The organism is Rhodococcus sp. IEGM 1366 (assembly GCF_033142425.1).
In the GTDB taxonomy this organism is placed as follows: Bacteria; Actinomycetota; Actinomycetes; order Mycobacteriales; family Mycobacteriaceae; genus Rhodococcus_F; species Rhodococcus_F globerula.
Genome location: NZ_JAWLRZ010000007.1, coordinates 537,856 through 558,280, shown reverse-complemented (window position 1 = coordinate 558,280; position 20,425 = coordinate 537,856). Strand labels below are relative to the sequence as shown.

Below are 20,425 nucleotides of genomic sequence, written 5' to 3'. Positions count from 1 at the left end.
ATGACGAAGTCGAGAAGATGGTCGAAACCAATGCCCGTGCCCTGCTGCACTTTCCCCGTACCTAAACCACTGCCGCGTACCTAACCCAATCGAGAGGAACACCAAGATGGTGATCACACGTTCCGTACGTATCGGCGTTGCCATTGCCGCTCTTAGCCTGGTGCTTTCCGCCTGTGGCAGTGGAAGTGCCGGCAATTCGTCCCCGGCGTTAGGTGGTGCCGTCGGCGCAGCGGCCGCTGACGCCGATCCGAACGGACATCTCCGGGTCGGCCACACTGTGGCGACACCGGCGCTGAACCCGCACAAGATGCCGTCTGCGCCGGCCGCGTACCCGTATCTGACTCCGGTGTACGACAGGCTCACCCAAATGGTCGACGAGGATGGGTCTCTCGCGATAGCTCCGATGGTTGCGACCGAGTGGGAGTTTTCCGAGGACGGCCGTGAGGTCGTCTTCACATTGCGTGACGGGATCACTTTCACCGATGGTGAAGTTCTCGATGCCGCCGCAGTCAAGGCAACGCTTGATCATGCGAAGACGGCGGCGGGATCGACTGTGGCGTCAACCTTTTCGATGATCGATTCGGTAGAGGTGGTCGATCCGAACCGGGTAAAGGTCATCGCTACCCGACCCGCCGCAGATTTGCCGTTTGTGCTCTCCGGTGTGGAAGCGGCATTGATCAGTCCGAAGGCTCTCGACAATCCGGATCTGGACATCAATCCGGTGGGTTCGGGTCCGTACGTCGCGACCTCGGTCCGGATAGGTGATTCGGTGACATACGAGCGTCGGGAGGGGTACTGGGATCCTGCAGCACAGTTGTCCAAGACGATCACGATCACCGGCATCGTCGACGACAATGCTCGACTGAACGCGCTGCGATCAGGTCAGATCGATCTGATGATATCCAAGATCGGTCAGTACCCGCAGGCATCGGCGCTCGGATCTGGATACGGGTTCTTTTCTTATCCGCCTGCACAGCTGTACACGATGGCCATGAATATCGACAGCCCGGAGTTCTCGGATGTGCGGGTGCGTCAAGCGCTGAACTTTGCCGTTGACCGGGAAGGTATCAACTCGTCGTTGCTCAACAATCAGTGCCAGGTCTCCGGCCAACCGCTTTCGGTCGGCGCGGACGGGCACCTTTCGGATCCGCAGATCGATTACACCTACGATCCGGATCGGGCGCGGGCTTTGCTCGCGGAGGCAGGGGTCAACGGTCTCACATTCAATACGCTTCTCGGTGCGGGACTTTCGCCGCAGGACGAGATCGCGTCGGCCCTGCAAGCGCAGTTCGCCGAAGTCGGTGTCACGATGAATGCCAAGCCGGTGGATCTGGTCGACATGACTGCTCAGTTTGCAGCGAAGGCACAACCGTCCATCGTCAGTGTGCGAGTTGGCGATCCGAGTTCTGCACAGTTCCTCAACCGCAACTACACAGTCCCACGCCTTTTTCCGGGAACACTTCCCGCGGAGTTCAAGAACTCATTGGCGCCGGCGTTTGATCCCAACGTGTCCGAGGTAGACCGTACTGCTGCTCTCGAAGCGACATCAGCCGTTGCGGTCGAGAACGCTTTCGACGTCTTCCTCTGTGCTGTAAGTACACAGTTTGCCTTCGCAGACAATGTAATCGGTGCTTCGAATATGGGCGTTTCGCATTACACCGGGGTGATGGACCTGCGCTACGTCGGTGTCGCGAAATGATTCTGCGCGAATAGTCGAAGTCTCACTCATATCCAGTTTGGGCGGTGCGCCCGTTGTCGCCGTCCACTACCTGACGCTAGGAGATCCTGTCCATGGCAACTGATCTACCGTTGTCGTCGCTCGACGCGACGGACAGCGATATCCTGCGGATCGAGAATCTCTCGGTCGACTTCGATACCGATCGCGGCTGGACTCGAGTCGTCGACGACGTGTCCTTGCGAGTAGCACCCGGCACGACGGTCGGGCTGGTGGGTGAATCCGGATCCGGGAAAACCGTAACTTCCTTGGCTGCAATGGGATTACTGCCTTCCCAGGGTTGTCGGGTAACTGGATCGATCCGTATCGCCGGCCGTGAGGTGGTGGGGTTGTCGGAGTCGGAGTTGTCCGGCATTCGTGGGGTCGACGTATCGATGGTCTTTCAAGAACCAAGGCGAAGTCTGTCTCCGGCATTCACTGTCGGGGATCAGATCGCCGAGGTTGTCCGTCGTCACCAAGGTTTGTCGAAGAAGGACTCGTTTGCCCGCGCTGTCGAGATGCTCGACGCGGTCGGTATTCCCGATGCACGCAATCGGGCAAAGGCATACCCGCACGAGTTCTCCGGTGGCATGTGTCAGCGCGTCATGTTGGCAATCGCAATGGTATGTCGACCGAAACTGCTCATTGCGGACGAACCCACGACCGCGCTGGACGTGACGGTGCAGAAAGAGATGTTGCGATTGATGAAGGATCTGCAACACGAGTTCGACGTATCGATTCTGTTCATCACTCACGATTTGGGGGTCGTTGCCGAGATGTGCGACCGAGTGGCGGTGATGTATGCGGGGCAGGTTGTCGAATCGACCTTGATCGATGACCTGTTCGACGACCCACGCCATCCGTACTCGGAGGGTCTGCTGGCAGCAATTCCCGACCCGAGGGCCAAAGGTATACGTCTGTCGTCGATTCCGGGTGCAGTTCCAGCTCCATGGGACTGGCCGCAAACGTGCCGGTTCCAGGATCGTTGCAACTACGCAGATGCTGGTCGATGCGATTCGGAACCGATAATACTGCACGACATCGCTCGCAATCGGTCAGTACGTTGCGTGCGTGAGGGCGAACTGAATCTGAAGGGACTTACCGGATGAGTCCGTTATTGGAGGTCTCCGGACTACGCAAGTCGTATCCGGTCAAGAGAGACTTTCTCGGTCGCGTGAGAGAGCGGTCCGTGGTGACCAACGATGTGAGTTTTACCCTGGAACGTGGTGAAACGCTCGGCATTGTGGGCGAATCCGGAGCGGGGAAGTCGACGATCGGACGTCAGGTTCTGCGTTTGATCGAACCCGACTCCGGCACGATCCGGTTCGACGGACACGATGTCCGTAAGTTCAAGGGCAAGGATTTGCTGTCCTTTCGGCGGCGCGCGCAGATGATCTTTCAGGATCCGTTCAGCTCGCTCGATCCGCATATGACGATTCGCAACGCGGTGGGCGAACCGTTGTCGATCCACTTCGGAATCGCTGGGGCAGAGCGTGATCGGCGTGTCGTGGAAATTCTGCAGAGGGTCGGTATGCGCGAGGACCAACTCGACAAGTATCCACGAGAGTTCTCCGGCGGTCAGCTTCAGAGGATCGCGATTGCCCGGGCGCTCACACTCGATCCCGACTTCATTGTGTGTGACGAACCTGTTGCTGCATTGGATGTTTCAATCCAAGCTCAAGTTCTCAACCTGCTGCTCGACCTGCAGGCCGAGCGCGGCTTGGCCTATATTTTCATCTCGCATGATCTCTCCCTCGTGCGATATCTCGCCCACCACGTCATCGTTATGTACCGGGGCGAGGTAGTCGAAGCCGGGACCGCGGAGGAGTTGTTCGAGAATCCGCAGCACTCGTACACCAAGATGCTGGTCTCGGCAGTTCCGGACCCGAGGAACCGTCGTCGCAGAGTTTCAGTACCGACGGGAGGGTCATAATGGCGAATCTGTTGGGAAAACGGGTGCTTTCGGCAATCCCACTGTTGCTGTTCCTCAGCTTCTTCGTTTACGTGCTGGTTGACTTCATGCCAGGAGACGCTGCAGCTGGGCTTGCCGGTGACAACGCAACGCAGGACGAAATCGCTTCGGTTCGCGAACAACTGGGTCTGGATCGGCCACTGCTGATCCGGTACGTCGAGTGGCTCGGTCACATCATTACCGGTGATTTCGGCACCTCGCTCTACAGTTCTCAGTCCGTCACTCAGATCCTCGCGGATCGGATACCGACCACTCTGTCCTTGACCGTCGTGACCATGGTAATTGTGATCTTGCTCGGTCTGCCGATCGGAATCATTGCCGCTATGCGTGCCAATTCGATGCTCGACCGCGCGTTGACGGCTGTGTCGTCGGTTGCGATGGCGGTCCCACCGTTCATTATCGGTTTGGTTCTGGTCATTGCCCTCGCAATCTCCGCGCCGGTTTTTCCGGCGACTGGGTACGCACCGCTCAGCGAAGGGTTTGGGGTTTGGCTTCAACACCTGATTCTTCCGGCTCTCGCGATTGCGGCCATTTCCACTGCGGAAGTGGCGCGCCAAACCCGTGCGGCCATGGTTGACACGTTCGCCAAGGATTTCATCCGCACTGCTCGGGCGAAGGGGCTGCGGACCAAGCAGATCGTGCTGAAGCACGCCCTCAAGGTCGCCGGAGTTCCGATCGTGACGGTCCTCGGTCTACAGGTCAGTCGAGTATTTGCAGGCGCGGTGACAGTCGAGTTCGTTTTCGCGCTACCTGGCCTCGGGACTCTTGCCGTGAATTCTGTTTTCAGCCGGGATATTCCGGTGATCCTCGGCATCGTCATGGTCATGGCGGTTGCCATCGTGATCATCAACCTGATCGTCGATATGGCCTACGGCTACTTCAACCCGAGGACCCGGGCCTGACCCGGTCAGCTGTCGAAAGGCATTTTCATGAGTGAAACCGGTATTGTTGCGGATCCCGATAACCCGCGGCGCGCGACACCATTTTCGAGCCGAAGCCGCTTCATGCACACACTGCGGACTTCACGTCCACTTCGACTGCTGCGCAGGAACATCCCGGCCATGATCTCGCTGGTTTTCTTAGTGCTGGTGTTTCTGGTCGCGGGTTTCGGCACCATGATTGCGCCCGATGATCCGAACGCGCAGAACTTGGGAAACAGTTTGGCCGGAATTTCCGGGGAGCACTGGCTCGGTACGGACGTCTATGGTCGTGACGTCATGAGCAGGTTGCTCGCCTCGGCAAGTGTCACCATGCTCGCGGTTGTCCAGGCGGTGGGAGTTGCGGCTGTGATCGGTATTCCCACAGGGCTGTTCGCGGGACTTGTCCGGGGATGGGCTGGGGGACTGATCAGTAGAATCTCTGATGCCCTGCAGTCCTTGCCGCCTCTTATCCTCGCCATTGCGATCATCGGAATTTTCGGTCCAGGATTGACCAACGCGATGATGGCGATCGGACTGGTTATGGCCCCATCGCTGTACAGGTTGGCACGAGGTGCTGCGGAGTCGGTGTCGACGGAAACGTATATCGAAGCTGCCCGAGCGCTGGGCTGCGGCAAGGGCAGGCTGCTGTGGAGTCATGTGTTACCAAACGCGGCTTCGCCTTTACTGGTGCAGCTTTCGTTCTCGGCGGGTGTCGCGATTGTCGCCGAGGCAAGTCTGAGTTTTCTCGGTCTCGGTGTTCAGCCGCCACAGACTTCCTGGGGTTCAATGGTGCGTGAGGCTTTCGACAATATCTACACAGCTCCGGAGCTGATTGCTGCACCGGCGATCATGATTGTGCTGACCGTCCTGGCATTCTCGACGTTCGGTGACGGTTTGCGGGATGCGCTCGAAGGTTCGGGTTCGATTTCAAACGACGAATGACGAGCGGCGAATCTGCCGCGTTATCGCGGCAGATTCGCCGGTATCCAGCACGCGTCACGCTTTTCCATGAACGCCCGCATTCCCTCACGTGGTTCCGGAGAAGTGTCGAGTGCGCCGAACATGGTTTCGTAGTCGAATTGCCCGTAGCGCTCGTTGAGCATTCGCTTGACCTGGGCTCGGGCTACAGGTGCGGTCTGCAGTACCTCACGCGCAGCCTCGAGTGCCGCAGTCCGAAGGTTCTCATGTGGCACAACTCGGGAGATCACTCCGAGCCGAAGCGCTTCTGCCGCATCGAACTTGCGCGCGGAAAACATCAAGTCGCGTGCTGCGGCGATTCCGATGTGTGCCGGCAGCACTGCAGCGAAAGTCGCATCCGGGATGCCTCGTAGAAGTTCGGGAACACGGAATGTCGCCCGGTCGCTGACGACAGCGATATCGGACATCATTGCAATCAGTAGTCCACCGGCCTGGCAGATTCCGTTGACCGCGGAAATGACGGGTGCGCGACTGTCTCGAATGGTTAGGAAGGGAACGATATCGATGCTCGAAAGGCCCTCCGGCAAAGCATCTCCCGGATCCGATCGCCTTCCCAGATCTCCTCCGGGGGCGAATACGTCGTCAACCCCGGTGATTATCAATGCCGACAGTTCCGGGTCGGAATTCACGAGGCGTACTGCTCGCTTCAATCCGTAGTACATCGCGGAGGTCAACGCATTTCTGGCAGCCGGACGGTCGATGATGCACCATCCGATCGAGCCTTCACGTTCGAATCGTAAACCGCTGGCGCCCAAGCTATTTACCATAAATGCAGCGTATAGCATTCTCCATGTCGTGGCCAGTGACGGCTTCGAAAGGTCACGATGCCTGCACATGGTTCGCCGGGGTTCAGATAACTGCATCGTGGATGCCTGGTCAACGGGATGTTCCGGCTAGCGGAATGGGCATGTCTGGGTCGCCCACGGGTGTATGGCGTCTGGGTAACGAGGCAGTCGGTTTCCGGACGAAACCTGGCACAGTTCAAGCTGATACACCTTTTGTGTCTACGACTGGCCATGTGATCGACGGAGTTTCGGTCTGGAGAGATTGCCTCGCTCGACTTCTTCGTTTGGGCGAGTATCTATGACAGAATCGAACAACAGGACCGGATGTGCCGATCGACATACCCAGTGTGTGAAGATGATTCGATTCAGTAGTCCCTGCAACTCAACCGCTGCATCGGGGCGTTGTCAGCCTGACGTTGCCCTTCGGAACGAATATCAGCTGATTCTGCCCCTCGGAAACGAATATGGAGAAACGAATGACAGTCGACGACCTGGAAACAGATCCCCTCGCCCCGTGGCTCCGTAAGATCAAGGACGAGCACGATTCATCACGACACGTGGACGGTGTGCAGTGCCGCGGTTCCGTGGACCTCATCGATGAATCGGCCCGCCTGCGCGGCGTTTCCGCTGTCAGATACGGGAAAGCCATCTCTCTCGAACGTGAGGTGGAAACCCGCCCCGGCCGCCTTGCCGATGGTCGAGCTGTGGCGGAACTCGAGGCAGCGCAGTGGGAAAAGCTGGGGCTTGCCGAGATGCCTTCTGGCCACGGATCAGTAGAACTCGATGTACAGGTCGGCGTTCGCGGTATGCGCTCGGCCCACGGCGGTGACGTGATCAAGTACGACGCCCATGGAGTCCACAACACACACATGGACGGTTTGGCGCACATCGGTGCCGAAGGGTCTTGGCACGGGCCGATTCCCGCCGAGGCGTCCCTGACTGACGAGGACACCATGGTGGCGTGGGCGAACCATGGAATCGCCACGCGTGGTGTAGTCCTCGATGTCGCCGGAGCGCGAGGGGTCGAGTGGATCGACGCCGAACACCCCGTTACCGGCGAGGACTTGGACGCAGCGCTCGCGGCAACCGGAGTCACCCTCGAGCCTGGCGATGCGCTGATCATCTACCAGGGGCGCGATCGCTACGAGGCGGCCGGCAACATCTACCCGAGCGGCGCCGCAGCAGTGGCGCGCCCAGGTATCGGTGAGGACGGTGCAGTCTGGATCGCATCGAAGGATCCGGGCTTGGTGCTGTGGGACTTCCACGATGCCCGGAACAACCCTGCCGGCTCGTTGGAAGTGCACAACCTGATCTATGCGATCGGTTTGTGTCTGGTGGACAACTGCTTACTCGGCCCGGCCGTGGCGGCGTTGAAGCAGACAAATACGTCGACAGGTCTTGTCGTAGCGGCTCCGACTGCCATCCACCGTTCGACGGGTGTCCTGATCAATCCGTTGTTCCTTTACTGACCTCTCGACAAGGTTGTCGCTATCGGTTCGGCACACTCTCGGACATCAACAGTTTGTCCGAGAGTGTGCTTTCGGCAGTCTGAAGTCTGTCGGACGTGCGTTGTGCACCTTGGAGTTGTGCACCCTGGAAAACGTGGGTGCTCCTGAATGATTCGAATTCACCCCCTGAGAACAAGGAGTTTTCTGTGACGATTTCCGCGATTCTGGACCTGCGACTCAAGAAAGAGAGTCTTGCTACCGCACGCGAGGTGGTGGGACGAATCTTGACTGAGACCCGTGCTTTCGAAGGTTGCGAAGGTGTCGACGTATTGATTGATGCCGACGACGAAACGCACTGGCTGTGTTTCGAGAAATGGTCTACTGCCGAGGCGGATGCCGCATACCGCGAATGGCGCGCCGGCCCAGGCATGATCAAGGATTTGGGACCGCTTCTCGCAGGGGCGCCAGGACTGGCCAAGTACACACTCGACTCTGCGATCTGACCTATTTGTTTGTCCAGATGGGGCGTGTCCTTCGTGAACAGTGCCGAAGAGCACGCCCCATACTTGTTGCCCTTACGCGAGCACCTTCGGCAGTAGGGGATGCAGTTCGGCGTCGGCTTTCTTCGACCCCCCACGCAGCTTGTCAGTTATCGCCAGTATCTCGAACTTTTCAGGAGTGTCATTGTGTCCCTTGTGACTGAATCCATCAACGTACCCAAGGTCGAGTTGACCGACGAAGAAATCTTTGCCGCTCACGTCGGTGGCAAACTGTCGGTCGAGACCACCGCGCCGCTCGATACGCAGCGCGCTCTGTCGATCGCGTACACGCCGGGTGTGGCTCAGGTGAGCCGCGCCATCGCAGCTGACGAGACCCTTGCCGATCGCTACACGTGGACCAATCGACTGGTTGTCGTCGTCAGTGACGGCACGGCGGTTCTCGGTCTGGGCGATATCGGACCCCGCGCATCGTTGCCCGTCATGGAGGGCAAGTCCGCTCTGTTCAAGAGCTTTGCCGGACTGAACTCCATTCCGCTGGTGCTCGACACCACCGATCCCGACGCGATTGTCGAGACTCTGATCCGTCTGCGTCCGAGCTTCGGCGCGGTCAACCTCGAGGACATCTCGGCGCCGCGTTGCTTCGAGATCGAAAAGCGTGTCATCGAGGCACTTGACTGCCCCGTCATGCACGATGATCAGCATGGCACCGCGATTGTGGTTCTTGCTGCGCTCAAGGGCGCCGTGAAGGTGCAGAGCCGCGACATCACCACGCTCAAGGTTGTCATCTCCGGTGCGGGTGCAGCGGGTGTCGCGTGTGCGAACATTCTGCTCGCCGCCGGTATCAGCGATGTCGTCGTGCTCGACTCGAAGGGCATCATCTCCAGCGAGCGCAGCGACCTCAACGAGATCAAGGTAGAGCTGGCGTCGCGCACCAACCCGCGCAGTGTCCACGGCGGTGCCGTCGAGGCTTTGGCCGGAGCGGACGTCTTCCTCGGTGTCTCGGCGGGCAAGATCCCCGAAGAGCTCATCGCGTCGATGGCTCCGGAGTCGATCGTGTTTGCGCTCTCGAACCCGGATCCGGAGATTCACCCCGAGACCGCGTCGAAGTACGCGGCGATCGTGGCTACGGGCCGCAGTGACTTCCCGAACCAGATCAACAATGTGCTTGCCTTCCCCGGTGTGTTCAAGGGCGCGCTCGACGCCGGTGCCCGTCGCATCACCGAAGGTATGAAGCTCGCTGCCGCCGAGGCGATCCTGTCGGTGGTCGGCGACGAGTTGGCCGTGGACAAGATTGTTCCGAGCCCACTCGACCCTCGCGTGGCGACCGCAGTTGCGGAAGCCGTCGCGGCCGCAGCGCACGCTGAGGGCGTGACCAGCTAAGAGGATTGAACCTGCCGGTTCAAAGACTCGCGGGGTTCACGCAGACTGGATGGGGAGAGTTTTTCGTAAGGCGGCCAACGGATCTGAATCGTCGCGTCGTCCTCGGGGGCCGGCGCTCTCGGGATTCACGAAACGGCCTTCGTCGGAGCGGGTCCATTCGCGTACGGCCCAGCGCTCCTTGATTGCCCAATGCCCGTTCCGGCGCTCCATGTGGTCGATGAAACGTGCGCCGCTGGTGAAGTTGATCATTCCGACGCCTTCGGGTCCGCCCCAGTGGGTGGACATCGAGTACGCCTCGCTGATCGCGTGGTCGCCGTGCAGTTCGACGAGGTGGTTGCCGATGTGATGCATGGTGCCGCCGATGACGGAGAGTTTGGGCTTCACCCAGGCAATGTATTCGTCGATGTTGCCGTCGAATCCGGTGTGATGATCGATGGCGTCGGGGTGATAGGCGCTGCGAACGAGATCGAAATCGAGCCGGTCGATGCCTCGGGCATACGTCAAAACGACTTCACGAATAGCCTGCTTGTCCAGCAGATCCTGCAATTGCTGTTCCATTTCAGGACTCCTTGACACTGATCATCCAGTCGAGCAGTTCCGGTAGTTCTTCGCTGGCACAGTCGAATACGACCGGACGGAAGACGACGACGGATGCGCCGCGGTGGGACCAGTCGTGAGCCTTCTCAGCGGTGGCTTCGAGGTCGACGGTTCCGTTGTCACGACGAACCGGCGATGCAGACACCTGCACGCGCGCGGTATCGGGATCACGATCGTGAGCTTCGAATGTGTTGCGCAGCAGCACAACACTGTCGGTGAAGGTCGCCAAATCGGCAGGGTTGACGGTCCAACCGTCGGCGACACGTGCGATGCGGTCGAAGTTCCGTTGGCTGGGCCCGAACCCGAAGAGGACAGGAACGCGGTCTTGGGTCGAGAGCGGAATGCTGTGGTAGTTCTCGAAGGAGAAGTCGCGCCCCTTGAAGTTGGCGGGAGCCTGTGTCCAGAGTTCACGGCACGCTGCGACGGTTTCCTCCATGCGCCCGAATCTGGCATCGAATGGCATGTTCGTCGCGGTGTATTCGGCCTCTTGCCAGCCGACTCCGAAGCCCATGGTCACTCGTCCGTCCGACAATGCGTCGAGGGTGGCGACTTGTTTGGCGAGCAGTGCCGGTGGGCGAACTGTCGCAATGAGAACCGACACTCCGAGGCGAGCGCGTTCGGTGACTGCAGCAATTGAGGAGAGCAGTGAAATCGGCTCGTACCAAGGATGATCCAACGGAAAGAGGAAGTTGTGCTCGCTGACGCGCTGCGCATGAGCGTCAGCATTGAACCCGAGGTGATCGCCGGTGCAGATCAAGTCGACGCCGGCCCGATCGGCGGCAGCGGCGAAATCGAGAACCGGTCTGATCTTTCCCTCGAACAGTGCCTCGAGGCCCAATACGTTGACACCGATTTCCATGCAAACAGTCCTTTCCGAAAATCTACGGGAACGACGGGCGAGTCTCAGCTGTGCGGCAATTCGCGCTCGTCGGTAACAAACTGAATGATCTTGCTCTGATCGAGAAAGTTGGATTCGTCGGCCCGGATTCGATCGCCGACCTCCGGGCGGGCATGAGTGGCGAGCATGTCTTCGTACCCGGCCTTGTCGTGGAACCACATTTCGGTGATGACATCGAAAGCCGGGTCGGGGACGCCGTCTGCGCGCAGAGCCTGAGCGAGATCGGGGTAATTCCGCCGGTACTCGATGATCGACGGGAAGGTTGCGGCAATCAGTGGGGCATGGTTGTTCTCGTAGTAGTCGATGAACTCTTCTTTCGTGAGTCCCGGCTTACGAGTGAGTAGCGCGATTGCCTTGAACATCGTTCGTCTCCCCGTTGAAGGTGCTGCGAGATGTGCTCAGAGTGACCGGTTGGCATGAGCAGACATATCACCCATGTTGTCCATGCAGAAAAGCCGTGATGCAAACTGCCACGATCCCTCGACGCACGTGAATCGATCGAAGTACCGTCCCGACAAAATGGGTTGCAGGGCAAAATCTTCGGTGCCCTGGATAACCGTGATGTAGGACAGCGCCGACGCCTCGTTTCCGTCGACCGAGATACGGGTATTGGTCAGCAGGTGTTTGGTTCGCGGGACCGCGGGAGTGCCGTACATCCGGATGAAGCTGCTGCACGCGGCGAACACAGCGTCGGCATCGGACGAAATCAGAGTTGTTGCAACACCGTCCGCGCCGCACTGGCCGTAATCGGAGTGCGCAAATAATGCTGCGACATCACGCAACCTACCCTGATCGATCAGGTGCGTGTACTCGCAGAGCAGGTCACGGATCGCCGACTCGGCGACGATCCGTGACAGCTCTTCGGTCATACCGTGATCTCGCGGCGAACCATCTTTCCGGTTGCGTTGCGGGGCAACAGATCGCCGGTAATACGCCACTTCGAGGGCACCTTGAAGTACGACAGACGCTCAGCCGCGAATTCGCGGAGGTCTTCCTCGGTCGTGACTGCACCGGAGCGCAGAACGACGACGGCTGACACTTCCTGGCCGAGGTCCGGGTGAGGCGAACCGATGACGGCGCATTCGATGACGTCGGGATGCTCGTCGAGGGTCTGTTCGATCTCTGTGGGGTAGACGTTCTCGCCGCCACGCAGAATGAGATCCGACCGGCGTCCCGTCAGACGGAGGCGACCGTTCTCGATCACGCCGAAATCGCCGGTGCGGAGCCAGCGTCCGGGAGAAATTGCCGAAGCGGTGGCTTCTTCGTTCTCCCAGTAACCGAGCATCACGAACGGGCTGCGCACGCAGACCTCACCCTCGATGCCGTCGGGCAGCCATTCACCGAAGGGGTCACGAATTTCCATGGACACGGTGATGATGGGGCGTCCGAGAGTCCCGGGGAACTCTTCGAGCTCAGCTCCGACGGCAACGGCGATAGCCGTGCTGCACTCGGTGAGCCCGTAGCTGTCGACCAGGGCGTTGCGGGCGAACGGTACCTGCTCCTTGAGGCGTTCCTTGAACGCGGGCGACGACGGCGCCGATGCCAGGGAGAATGCCGTCAGCGAGGACACGTCGTACTTGCCGATGTTGCCGTGTTCGAGCAACCGCGACGCCATGGTGGGAACCGCGCCCCAGTTGGTGATGCGTTCGCGTTCGACCAATCCGAGCACCTTGTCCACGTCGAAGCCGCCGTCGATCATCACGACAGCGCTGCCGGTAGCCAGACGCGGGATGACCAGGTTATGGAGGCTCGCGATGTGGAACAGGGGAGAGGTCAGGAGGTAGCGGAGCGGGCTGGGCTTGGAGCCGTCGTACTCGCGGCCCGTGAACGCAGCGCCGATTGCGTCGCTGTACTTGTGGTAGTCGACAACAGCCATCACGTTGCGGTGTGAGTGCAGGGCGCCCTTGGGGCGGCCGCTGGTGCCACTGGTGAACAGGATGACAGCCGGATCGTCCTCGTCGATGTCCGTGGCGGGTACATCTGCGCCGGCGTATTCGGCGATGAGTGCGGGCAGATCCTCTTCCATGGTCAGAACGGTGATGCTTGCCGGCAGTTCGGGAAGCGCAGCGCCGCGCTTGGCGTCGACTACCAGCACCTTCGGGCTCGACAGCTCGATGCCGTGTGTCACCTCGCGCGGAACCCACCAGCCGTTGAGACCGACCGCGATGGCGCCGAGTGCCTGCGTCGCGAAGAAGGTCATGACCCATTCAGGGTTGTTGGCGGCAAGAATTCCCACTCGATCGCCCTTGCGGACGCCGTACTTGTCGCGCAGCGCAGTCGCCAGCGCGGCTACCGCGTCGGCATGCTCCGTGAACGAGATGCGGCGGTTGCTCGTGACGAGATAGTCGCCGTCGCCCCAGGCCCGGGACGCGGAGATGAGCTCACCGATGGCATGTCCGCGATTCTTCATCACGGGCATGACGGTGCCGAGAACCTCTTCTTCGACGATCTCGAACGGCCCACCGGGACCGGTGAGGCGCGAGACCGCCTGGTCCAGGAGCAACTGCGGATCTGCGGGGGCAGTCATGGAATGGCCTTTCGTATTGTGGCGCTTTTCACGTCACAAAATGTCACGGGACAATCCTATCTGTGGGGCGGTTACCACTGAGCGAGACTGAGCGGGTTACTGACATAACGCGCAGTTAGCGTTCCGAAAGAATCGCAGCCGAAGGAATGAGCGTGAGCGCACACGAATTCCCTCCCTCTCGAGTAGGACACAGGATCACGATGACGAACACCGCCACCGAAGCACCTCCGAGCAGTTCCGTTGCCACTCCGCAGCGCGCGGACGTCGCACAGATGTTGATCGATCGTGTCGGTGATCAGCATCTGGGACTGCGGACGCGTACTCAGGACTGGACGTGGGACGAGGTTGTCCATGAAAGTGCCGCCCGCGGTTCGTACGCCAAGTCGCTTCGCGCGCCGGGCCCCTTCCACATCGGTGTTCTCCTCGAGAACGAGCCCGAGTTCCTGTTCTGGCTCGGCGGCGCCGCACTGACGGGCGCCACGATCGTCGGAATCAACCCGACTCGTCGCGGTGCCGAACTCGAAGCCGAGGTCCGGTATGTCGATTGCCAGATGATCGTCACCGACAAGGCAGGCCACGAGAAGCTCGCTGGTCTCGATCTCGGTCTGACCGACGACCGCTTCATCCTCGTCGACGACGCGTCGTATGCCGAAACCGTTGCTGCGCATCGCGTCGAGACGCCGCAGATCGACCTGGGCGTCGATGCGTCGACGCTTTTCCTTCTCCTCTTCACCTCCGGCACTACCGGTATGTCGAAGGCTGTCCGATGCAGCCAGGGTCGTCTGACGCGTCTGGCATACGCGAACTGTGCCAAGTACGACATCGATCGCGATGACGTCTGCTACTGCTGCATGCCGCTCTTCCACGGCAACGCGCTGATGGCACTGTGGGCTCCCGCGCTGTCACAGGGCGCTACGGTCTGCCTCGTTCGCAAGTTCACGGCTTCGGGCTTCATGCCCGACGTCCGGTTCTACGGCGCAACATATTTCACGTATGTCGGCAAGGCACTCGGCTACCTGATGGCGACGCCGGAGCAGTCCGACGACATCGAGAACACCCTTACACACGGTTTTGGTACCGAAGCGTCGCCGGGTGACAAGGCCGAGTTCATTCGTCGCTTCGGCGCACAGCTTTTCGAGGGCTACGGCTCGAGCGAAGGCGCCGGTTCGGTGGTTCTCGATCCGAACCAGCCCGCGGGAGCGTTGGGACGTCCGGCTAACGAGAACATCGTCATCGTCAATCCCGACACCAAGGAAGAGCGTCCGCGCGCGATCCTGGACGAGCACGGACACGTGCTCAACTCGGACGAGTCCATCGGCGAAATGGTCGACAAGGCAGGTTCGCAGAAGTTCGAGGGCTACTACAAGAACGAAGACGCCATGGCGGAGAAGATCCGTGACGGTTGGTACTGGACAGGCGATCTCGGTTACGTCGACGAAGCGGGATTCATCTACTTCGCCGGCCGTAAGGGTGACTGGATCCGCGTGGACGGTGAGAACACGTCGGCTCTGATGATCGAGCACATTCTGCGTCGCCACCCCAAGGTGATCGCAACCGGTGTGTTTGCCGTACCTGACCCGCGCTCGGGTGATCAGGTCATGGCGGGCATCGAGGTTGCGGATCTGGCGGATTTCGACCCCGTCGAATTTGCGGCTTACCTTGCCGCACAGGCAGATTTGGGAACAAAGTCGGCGCCGCGCTTCATTCGCGTATCGACCAACCTGCCCGTCACCGGTTCCAACAAGGTGCTCAAGCGTGACCTTCAGGTCGATCGCTGGCGGACCGACGAGCCGGTGTACCACTGGGTGGGCCGCGGCGCTCCCGAGTACACGCTGATGACGGAAGCTGACATCGAAAGCCTCGAGAAAGAGTTCGAGACTCACGGTCGTTCGAGGTTCCTGTGAACCGAGTTGCGCTGGTAACCGGCGCTTCTCGCGGTATCGGCCGCGAATGTGCACTGGCATTTGCTCGCGCCGGGTTCGATGTCGCGATCACTGCCCGCACCGTCCGTGAAGGTGAAGGCAGAGCCGCACCGCGAACGCGCGACGGCGAGCAGGTTATCCCTGTTACCGGAAGCCTCGAGACGACAGTTTCCGAAATCGAGGCCTGCGGCGTGCGGGCCATGGCCGTTCCGATGGACCTCCTCGATCGGGCATCGGTTGTTGCGGCCGGTGAGCAGGTACTGCGCGAGTGGGGCCGTGTGGATGTGCTGGTCAACAACGCCTATGCACAGACCGTCGGCAACATGGACCGGATTCTCGACATCGAGATCGACGATGCCCAGGCAATGGTTGTCGGAAACTATCTGCACCAACTTGCATTGGTCCAGGCGATTCTTCCGTCGATGATCAAGAGCGGCAACGGTGTTGTCATCGGTCTCGCATCGGGTTCGGCCACTATGGACCCACCGGCACCTCCCGGTGAAGGCGGCTGGGGCCTGTCGTACGCCGCGTCCAAGGCCGGCTTCGGGCGCATCGCCGGTGCGATCAACTCGGAGTACCGCGGCGCCGGTATCAAGGCATTCAACCTGAGTCCGGGGTTTGTGATCACGGAATCAGGTAAGGCTCGCGGCGGTGCGGACGCGATTGTGGACGCAGGATTTGCCGCCACACCGGCGTCGGTTCCGGCAGCCGCTGCAGTCTGGCTTGCTACCGACCCCGATGCCGACCGCTTCCTCGGCCGAGTGGTGGACGGTCCGAAACTGATGGCGACGCTTCACGAGAAGAAATGAAGCTTGGGGTTCATCGACGAGAAGGCCGAATACTCGAGCAGTTGACGGCTAATTCGTAGCACCCCACAGCTCTCGATCACGGTGTTAGCATCCGATGGTGCCCGGGTGAACAGCTCGGGCACGAGCGATGTTTGCTGTCTTTGGCCAGCGAAAGCGCAAGTACAGCAACCCTTCACATAAGGAGTTTCACATGGGATCGATCGCCGATCTTCTTGCCCAGAGCCAGGCTTTGGCTGCGTTCAAGTACCTCCTCGGTGTGCTCGGTGGAGCGTTCGGTAGCTGATAGCGCGCCCGGACTGCGGTGACTACCAGTAGTCGCCACCGCACTTCAACGTGCGCTCTATCCGAGCGCGATCAATTTTCTCGAAAAGGCCGGTTTCTTCGGCCTGGTCCAATCATGGAGGCACACAATGGGTTCCCTTTCGACAATTCTCATGATCCCGGTCGGTAGCGCAGACCTCGTCCTCAAGGGCGTGTTCGAATCTCTGACGAACACCGTGAACAGTCTCGTCGTGGTTTTCGGTGGGTTGAGCTAGTTCCGCATCGAATCGACCGAGAAGGTCCGCGCGCCTCTGGCATGCGGACCTTCTCGGGTTTTGAGGTTACGGCCGTGCGCTCGTGTCGTAGGCATAGACCGAGACCCAATCGAGCATCAGGTTCCCGTTGCTGGTTCCCGTGCCTTTTGTCTCGGTCTGCAACTGCCAGCGCATCGGGGTGGACGGAACCCAGGACGTGCTTTCCAGGACTACCTGGTTGTCGAGTAGATATTTGATCCGCCCGGGCGACCACTCGATCGTGTACGTGTGCCAGTCGGTGAACCGCGCTCCGATGTCCGTTGCGAGGTCCTGACACCCGCCTACGCAAGAACCCGCACCGGAGTAGTGGTGGAAACCGCCTGCAGTGCCGGACAGTCCACCTTCGGGGAAGTCGAATTCACCATCGCGCGGCCATACTTCGGACTGCGGCCACAACAACCAGGCAACGTAATATTCGTTGAGATTCGGGTTGTCGACCTTGAATCTCGCAGAATAGCGGCCGTAGGTTTGATTTTGATTCTGGCCGTTGATGACGGGTGACGGGCTTGCCCCCGCCGGTTGCCCGTTGACATTGTGCAGATTGAAATTGAGGACGCCATTCTTGACGCTGAGAACTTGGTCGGCGCGATACGGCCGCTGTTGATATGTATCGAGATAACAAGACGGGTATGTTCGCCACTTTTGCCCTTGTGCGCCGGTGTAGACGATCTTGTTGGGATCACACGTATTTGCCCACGTCCCCAGCGCAGCGTCTTTTGTGAAGTCGTCGTAGAAGATCTGACGCCATCCGTTGAGATTGCCGACCGGTACCGAAACTCCTGACGGAGAGGGAAGCGTCACGATGGCTCCGGCGTACGACCAACTCTGAGCCTGCGTGCCATCGCATACCCGTACCACCGCTGGATTTCCGTTTGCGTTGATGCCGTCACGATTCTCGACGCAGAGTCCGTTGACCTGGCTTCGAACGGTACCTCCGGGGCCGGAGGTCCATTTTTGGAAGGCTGCGCCCGTGCAATTCGATATGACCAGGGCGGTGCCTGCGACCAGAGAACCGCCCTGAGGGCCCAGGCATTTTGTCTGCACACGAACGGTGCCATCGCTTTCAACGCTCCAGATCTGTGCGGCCGAGCCGTTGCAGTCGTAGATCTGAACCGGGTTGCCGTCCGATGTCACGCCCCACTTGTTTTCCAGGCATCGCCCACTGGGTGTCTTGACCGCGCCGATCACGGCAGCCTCGGACACGGCCGGAGAAACTACCAGTGCGCCCATCGCCATGACGATGGACGCGATGAGAAAACAAACGGTCTGTTTCGAATGTCGATTCTTTGTTGACGATTCCCCCGAAATATACGAAAACACAGTCACTCTCATTGTGATTCCATTCTTTTGTGCGGCGAGAACCTAGCCCGGTGGAAACAATTCCACAGGCTTTGTTGGCGAAATGCTACACAAAAGGATCGGGGTTATTTGCACCTTTCGGGAAGGTTGAAATAGTGCAGATATTGACGAAATTCGCCGATGCGTGATGCTCTTCGGTTGCTGCCGGCGTCAGTCGAGTGAAGGAGCGTCTGTGGCTTCCGCGTCGAGGATCATTTCGCCGTTCGTGGACTCTTCAGGGAAGACGAATTTGCGCATCGCCCACCAACGGAAGGCCGTTGCGAGCAGCGTGCCGATGATGGAGCCACTGATGAAGTCGGCGAAGTTCTCCATCAATACGGAGACGTTTGGCTGGCGGAGGTCGAATACGTAGCTCGAGATCCAGAGTGGCACCTGGTTGATGGCCAGGCCGATACCGGCGACGATGAAGAACAGTGCCGCCTCGTGATGACGTTGTCGTCCACCCCGTTCAGCGAACGACCATTCCCGGTTCAGTACGTACGACAGGACCGTCGCGACCAGGACCGCGATGATGTTGGCGGTAACCGGATGTTGCGGCAGTACGGTCCACTTGATGCCGAAGAACAACACCGTGGTGACGATGAAGGCGATGCCGCCGACCACCAGAAACTTGAGCATCTCCGCGTGCGGTAAAACCCGTACGAGAATCTTCTCAGGAAGCCAATTGACCAGTTTTCCTACAAACGCCATTGGTCGAGGCTAACCGTGCCGGTGCCGTTAGGCATAAAAATCGCCCGCGCCGGAGCGTTCGGAAAGTCAGAAACCATACCCCATCACTGCCGGGCGAGTGGTGCCGAAAGCGAAGTCGAAGTCGCGTATCTCCTGAGGGGCCGAGGCCTGCACGCGCCCTGCTGCCGCGAAGACTCGAGCCTGGTGCGAACCCAGGTAGATGCTGGACAAGATATCGGACGGCATCGTGATCTGTGCGTCGGCGTCCGTGGGTCGGCAGGTGGCCTTTCCACCCCGAATGCTGAGCGCGAACGTACCACCGGAGTCGAGGAACGGATCCTCGATCTTGATGACAGTGTCGAGGTCAGCGACATATTCACGAGCTTCGAGCGCTGCTGGGACATCCATGATCCGCAGCCACAGACGGTCGGATCGACGGGTTGTCCGCACCGAACGGTAGTCCGTCAGCATCAGTCGCAGCGGATCTTCAGGGTGTTGCTCGGCTTCGATGCGGGTCACGAGATCGAGCCCGCACATTGTCCGCCACAACGCGGCATACGCGTCGTCGTTGATCGCAACGAACTCGGCGATGTCGACGACGCTGTCGGAGCCGTCACTTCGGTGGCGGTAGGAAACGTAGCCGTCGGGATGTGTCAGAAAGAACAGTCCCGAGGCACCGGCGCGATGGTCGGACGGGTCGGCAAATGTGAAATCCCAATGTGCTTGCGGACGCCTTTGCGCGCCTGGAGTGACGAGGCGCCAGCGGTCGTAGATTGCGGGCAGTAGCGTGGCTGCGGTCTGCGCGTCGGTGATCCGCACGCCGCTTCCGGTTGGAGCCTGCGGGCGGAAATCGGCAAAACGCCGATCGATCGTGATGCTCTCGCTGACGGTTGCGGGGCCGTAGCCGAACCGGTTGTAGATGCGCGCGTCGCTGGCCGTCAGAGCTACCAGCGGAGCACCCGTCGACGCGATGTGGTGGTGCAACCGGACGAACATCGAGCGCAGGATTCCGCGGCGACGGTGCGTCGGGGCGACGGACACCCAGGTGATTCCGCGAGTGGGTAGCTGGTTCCCGCCCGGAACCGTGATTTCCATGTCGAACTCGATGGCCAGTCCGACAACTTGATCACCTTCTGTCGCGACGACGATGTCCTCGGGGCGATAGAGCGTCCGAGTGAGTGTTTTGTCGGCGCTCGACGGATGAAACCCGAACCCAGTCGAGTCGAGCAACTGGATCGCCGGCCAGTCGGCTTCAGTGGCAGTTCGGATGGTGATCTGGTTGTCGGTGCTCACGCTCATTGATGCTGGCACAGATTGCGCGGTGACGCACGTAGCGCGCGAGTCGACGTTTCACCGGTGATTCATGGGGGTA

General features: G+C 59.9%; 20 protein-coding genes. 11 read left to right on the top strand and 9 right to left on the bottom strand.

The window, feature by feature from the left end; all coding sequences use genetic code 11:
- Nucleotides 1-106 precede the first annotated feature (106 nt).
- The 5 genes from R4P64_RS23635 to R4P64_RS23615 all read left to right on the top strand — a co-directional run bounded on the left by R4P64_RS23635 (nucleotide 107) and on the right by R4P64_RS23615 (nucleotide 5,548).
- A complete protein-coding gene (locus R4P64_RS23635; protein WP_317822897.1) occupies nucleotides 107-1,699 on the top strand; it encodes an ABC transporter substrate-binding protein in 1,593 nt (530 codons plus the stop codon).
- 92 nt (nucleotides 1,700-1,791) lie between these two features.
- A complete protein-coding gene (locus R4P64_RS23630) occupies nucleotides 1,792-2,823 on the top strand; it encodes an ABC transporter ATP-binding protein (protein WP_051730854.1) in 1,032 nt (343 codons plus the stop codon).
- Complete coding sequence (locus R4P64_RS23625; RefSeq protein ID WP_051730853.1) at nucleotides 2,820-3,647, top strand: ABC transporter ATP-binding protein; 828 nt, start codon at nucleotides 2,820-2,822, stop codon at nucleotides 3,645-3,647. The genes R4P64_RS23630 and R4P64_RS23625 overlap by 4 nt, the downstream gene beginning before the upstream one ends.
- Nucleotides 3,647-4,588: an ABC transporter permease gene (locus tag R4P64_RS23620; RefSeq protein WP_033237386.1), complete on the top strand. Its 942-nt coding sequence runs from the start codon at nucleotides 3,647-3,649 to the stop codon at nucleotides 4,586-4,588. Before R4P64_RS23625 ends, R4P64_RS23620 begins: the two co-directional genes overlap by 1 nt.
- Nucleotides 4,589-4,615: 27 nt before the next feature.
- A complete protein-coding gene (locus R4P64_RS23615; protein ID WP_051730852.1) occupies nucleotides 4,616-5,548 on the top strand; it encodes an ABC transporter permease in 933 nt (310 codons plus the stop codon).
- Nucleotides 5,549-5,568: 20 nt separating this feature from the next.
- On the opposite strand, the gene R4P64_RS23610 is transcribed toward R4P64_RS23615, so the two are convergent.
- Nucleotides 5,569-6,351 (bottom strand): enoyl-CoA hydratase/isomerase family protein, encoded by a 783-nt coding sequence (locus tag R4P64_RS23610; protein WP_092805074.1) that lies wholly within the window; start codon nucleotides 6,349-6,351, stop codon nucleotides 5,569-5,571.
- Nucleotides 6,352-6,845: 494 nt separating this feature from the next.
- Here R4P64_RS23610 and R4P64_RS23605 point away from each other — a divergent pair, with 494 nt between their 5' ends.
- From R4P64_RS23605 to R4P64_RS23595, 3 genes are all read left to right on the top strand, one after another.
- Nucleotides 6,846-7,838: a cyclase family protein gene (locus R4P64_RS23605; protein WP_172937663.1), complete on the top strand. Its 993-nt coding sequence runs from the start codon at nucleotides 6,846-6,848 to the stop codon at nucleotides 7,836-7,838.
- A 185-nt stretch (nucleotides 7,839-8,023) separates the two neighbouring features.
- Complete coding sequence (locus R4P64_RS23600) at nucleotides 8,024-8,320, top strand: putative quinol monooxygenase (RefSeq protein WP_033237388.1); 297 nt, start codon at nucleotides 8,024-8,026, stop codon at nucleotides 8,318-8,320.
- Nucleotides 8,321-8,503: 183 nt separating this feature from the next.
- Nucleotides 8,504-9,697, top strand: coding sequence for an NADP-dependent malic enzyme (locus R4P64_RS23595; protein ID WP_172937662.1), 1,194 nt, complete (start codon nucleotides 8,504-8,506; stop codon nucleotides 9,695-9,697).
- 36 nt (nucleotides 9,698-9,733) lie between these two features.
- On the opposite strand, the gene R4P64_RS23590 is transcribed toward R4P64_RS23595, so the two are convergent.
- Genes R4P64_RS23590 through R4P64_RS23570 form a run of 5 tightly spaced genes read right to left on the bottom strand, consistent with a single transcriptional unit; the run spans nucleotide 9,734 to nucleotide 13,719 of the window.
- Complete coding sequence (locus tag R4P64_RS23590; protein WP_317822895.1) at nucleotides 9,734-10,255, bottom strand: nuclear transport factor 2 family protein; 522 nt, start codon at nucleotides 10,253-10,255, stop codon at nucleotides 9,734-9,736.
- Nucleotide 10,256: 1 nt separating this feature from the next.
- Nucleotides 10,257-11,153 carry a TIGR03619 family F420-dependent LLM class oxidoreductase gene (locus R4P64_RS23585; RefSeq protein WP_317822894.1) on the bottom strand — a complete coding sequence of 299 codons (897 nt, stop codon included), beginning with the start codon at nucleotides 11,151-11,153 and terminating at the stop codon, nucleotides 10,257-10,259.
- A gap of 44 nt (nucleotides 11,154-11,197) precedes the next feature.
- Nucleotides 11,198-11,554 carry an EthD domain-containing protein gene (locus tag R4P64_RS23580; RefSeq protein WP_317822892.1) on the bottom strand — a complete coding sequence of 119 codons (357 nt, stop codon included), beginning with the start codon at nucleotides 11,552-11,554 and terminating at the stop codon, nucleotides 11,198-11,200.
- 36 nt (nucleotides 11,555-11,590) lie between these two features.
- A complete protein-coding gene (locus tag R4P64_RS23575; RefSeq protein ID WP_317822891.1) occupies nucleotides 11,591-12,061 on the bottom strand; it encodes a nuclear transport factor 2 family protein in 471 nt (156 codons plus the stop codon).
- Nucleotides 12,058-13,719 (bottom strand): class I adenylate-forming enzyme family protein, encoded by a 1,662-nt coding sequence (locus tag R4P64_RS23570; RefSeq protein ID WP_317822890.1) that lies wholly within the window; start codon nucleotides 13,717-13,719, stop codon nucleotides 12,058-12,060. The genes R4P64_RS23575 and R4P64_RS23570 overlap by 4 nt, the downstream gene beginning before the upstream one ends.
- Before the next feature lie 272 nt (nucleotides 13,720-13,991).
- On the opposite strand from R4P64_RS23570, the gene R4P64_RS23565 reads away from it, so the two are divergent.
- The 3 genes from R4P64_RS23565 (at nucleotide 13,992) to R4P64_RS23555 (ending at nucleotide 16,986) form a co-directional block, all read left to right on the top strand.
- Nucleotides 13,992-15,623 carry an AMP-binding protein gene (locus tag R4P64_RS23565; protein WP_033236683.1) on the top strand — a complete coding sequence of 544 codons (1,632 nt, stop codon included), beginning with the start codon at nucleotides 13,992-13,994 and terminating at the stop codon, nucleotides 15,621-15,623.
- Nucleotides 15,620-16,450 (top strand): SDR family oxidoreductase, encoded by an 831-nt coding sequence (locus R4P64_RS23560; RefSeq protein WP_317822889.1) that lies wholly within the window; start codon nucleotides 15,620-15,622, stop codon nucleotides 16,448-16,450. Before R4P64_RS23565 ends, R4P64_RS23560 begins: the two co-directional genes overlap by 4 nt.
- A gap of 410 nt (nucleotides 16,451-16,860) precedes the next feature.
- On the top strand, nucleotides 16,861-16,986 hold the full coding sequence (locus tag R4P64_RS23555) for a hypothetical protein (protein ID WP_255285241.1): 126 nt from the start codon (nucleotides 16,861-16,863) through the stop codon (nucleotides 16,984-16,986).
- Nucleotides 16,987-17,052: 66 nt separating this feature from the next.
- Here R4P64_RS23555 and R4P64_RS23550 read toward each other — a convergent pair whose 3' ends face one another.
- The 3 genes from R4P64_RS23550 to R4P64_RS23540 form a co-directional block, all read right to left on the bottom strand.
- A complete protein-coding gene (locus R4P64_RS23550; protein WP_317822888.1) occupies nucleotides 17,053-18,255 on the bottom strand; it encodes a ricin-type beta-trefoil lectin domain protein in 1,203 nt (400 codons plus the stop codon).
- A gap of 279 nt (nucleotides 18,256-18,534) precedes the next feature.
- Nucleotides 18,535-19,074 (bottom strand): GtrA family protein, encoded by a 540-nt coding sequence (locus R4P64_RS23545; protein ID WP_138870431.1) that lies wholly within the window; start codon nucleotides 19,072-19,074, stop codon nucleotides 18,535-18,537.
- 66 nt (nucleotides 19,075-19,140) lie between these two features.
- Nucleotides 19,141-20,352 (bottom strand): enhanced intracellular survival protein Eis, encoded by a 1,212-nt coding sequence (locus R4P64_RS23540; RefSeq protein ID WP_317822886.1) that lies wholly within the window; start codon nucleotides 20,350-20,352, stop codon nucleotides 19,141-19,143.
- Nucleotides 20,353-20,425: the final 73 nt, after the last annotated feature.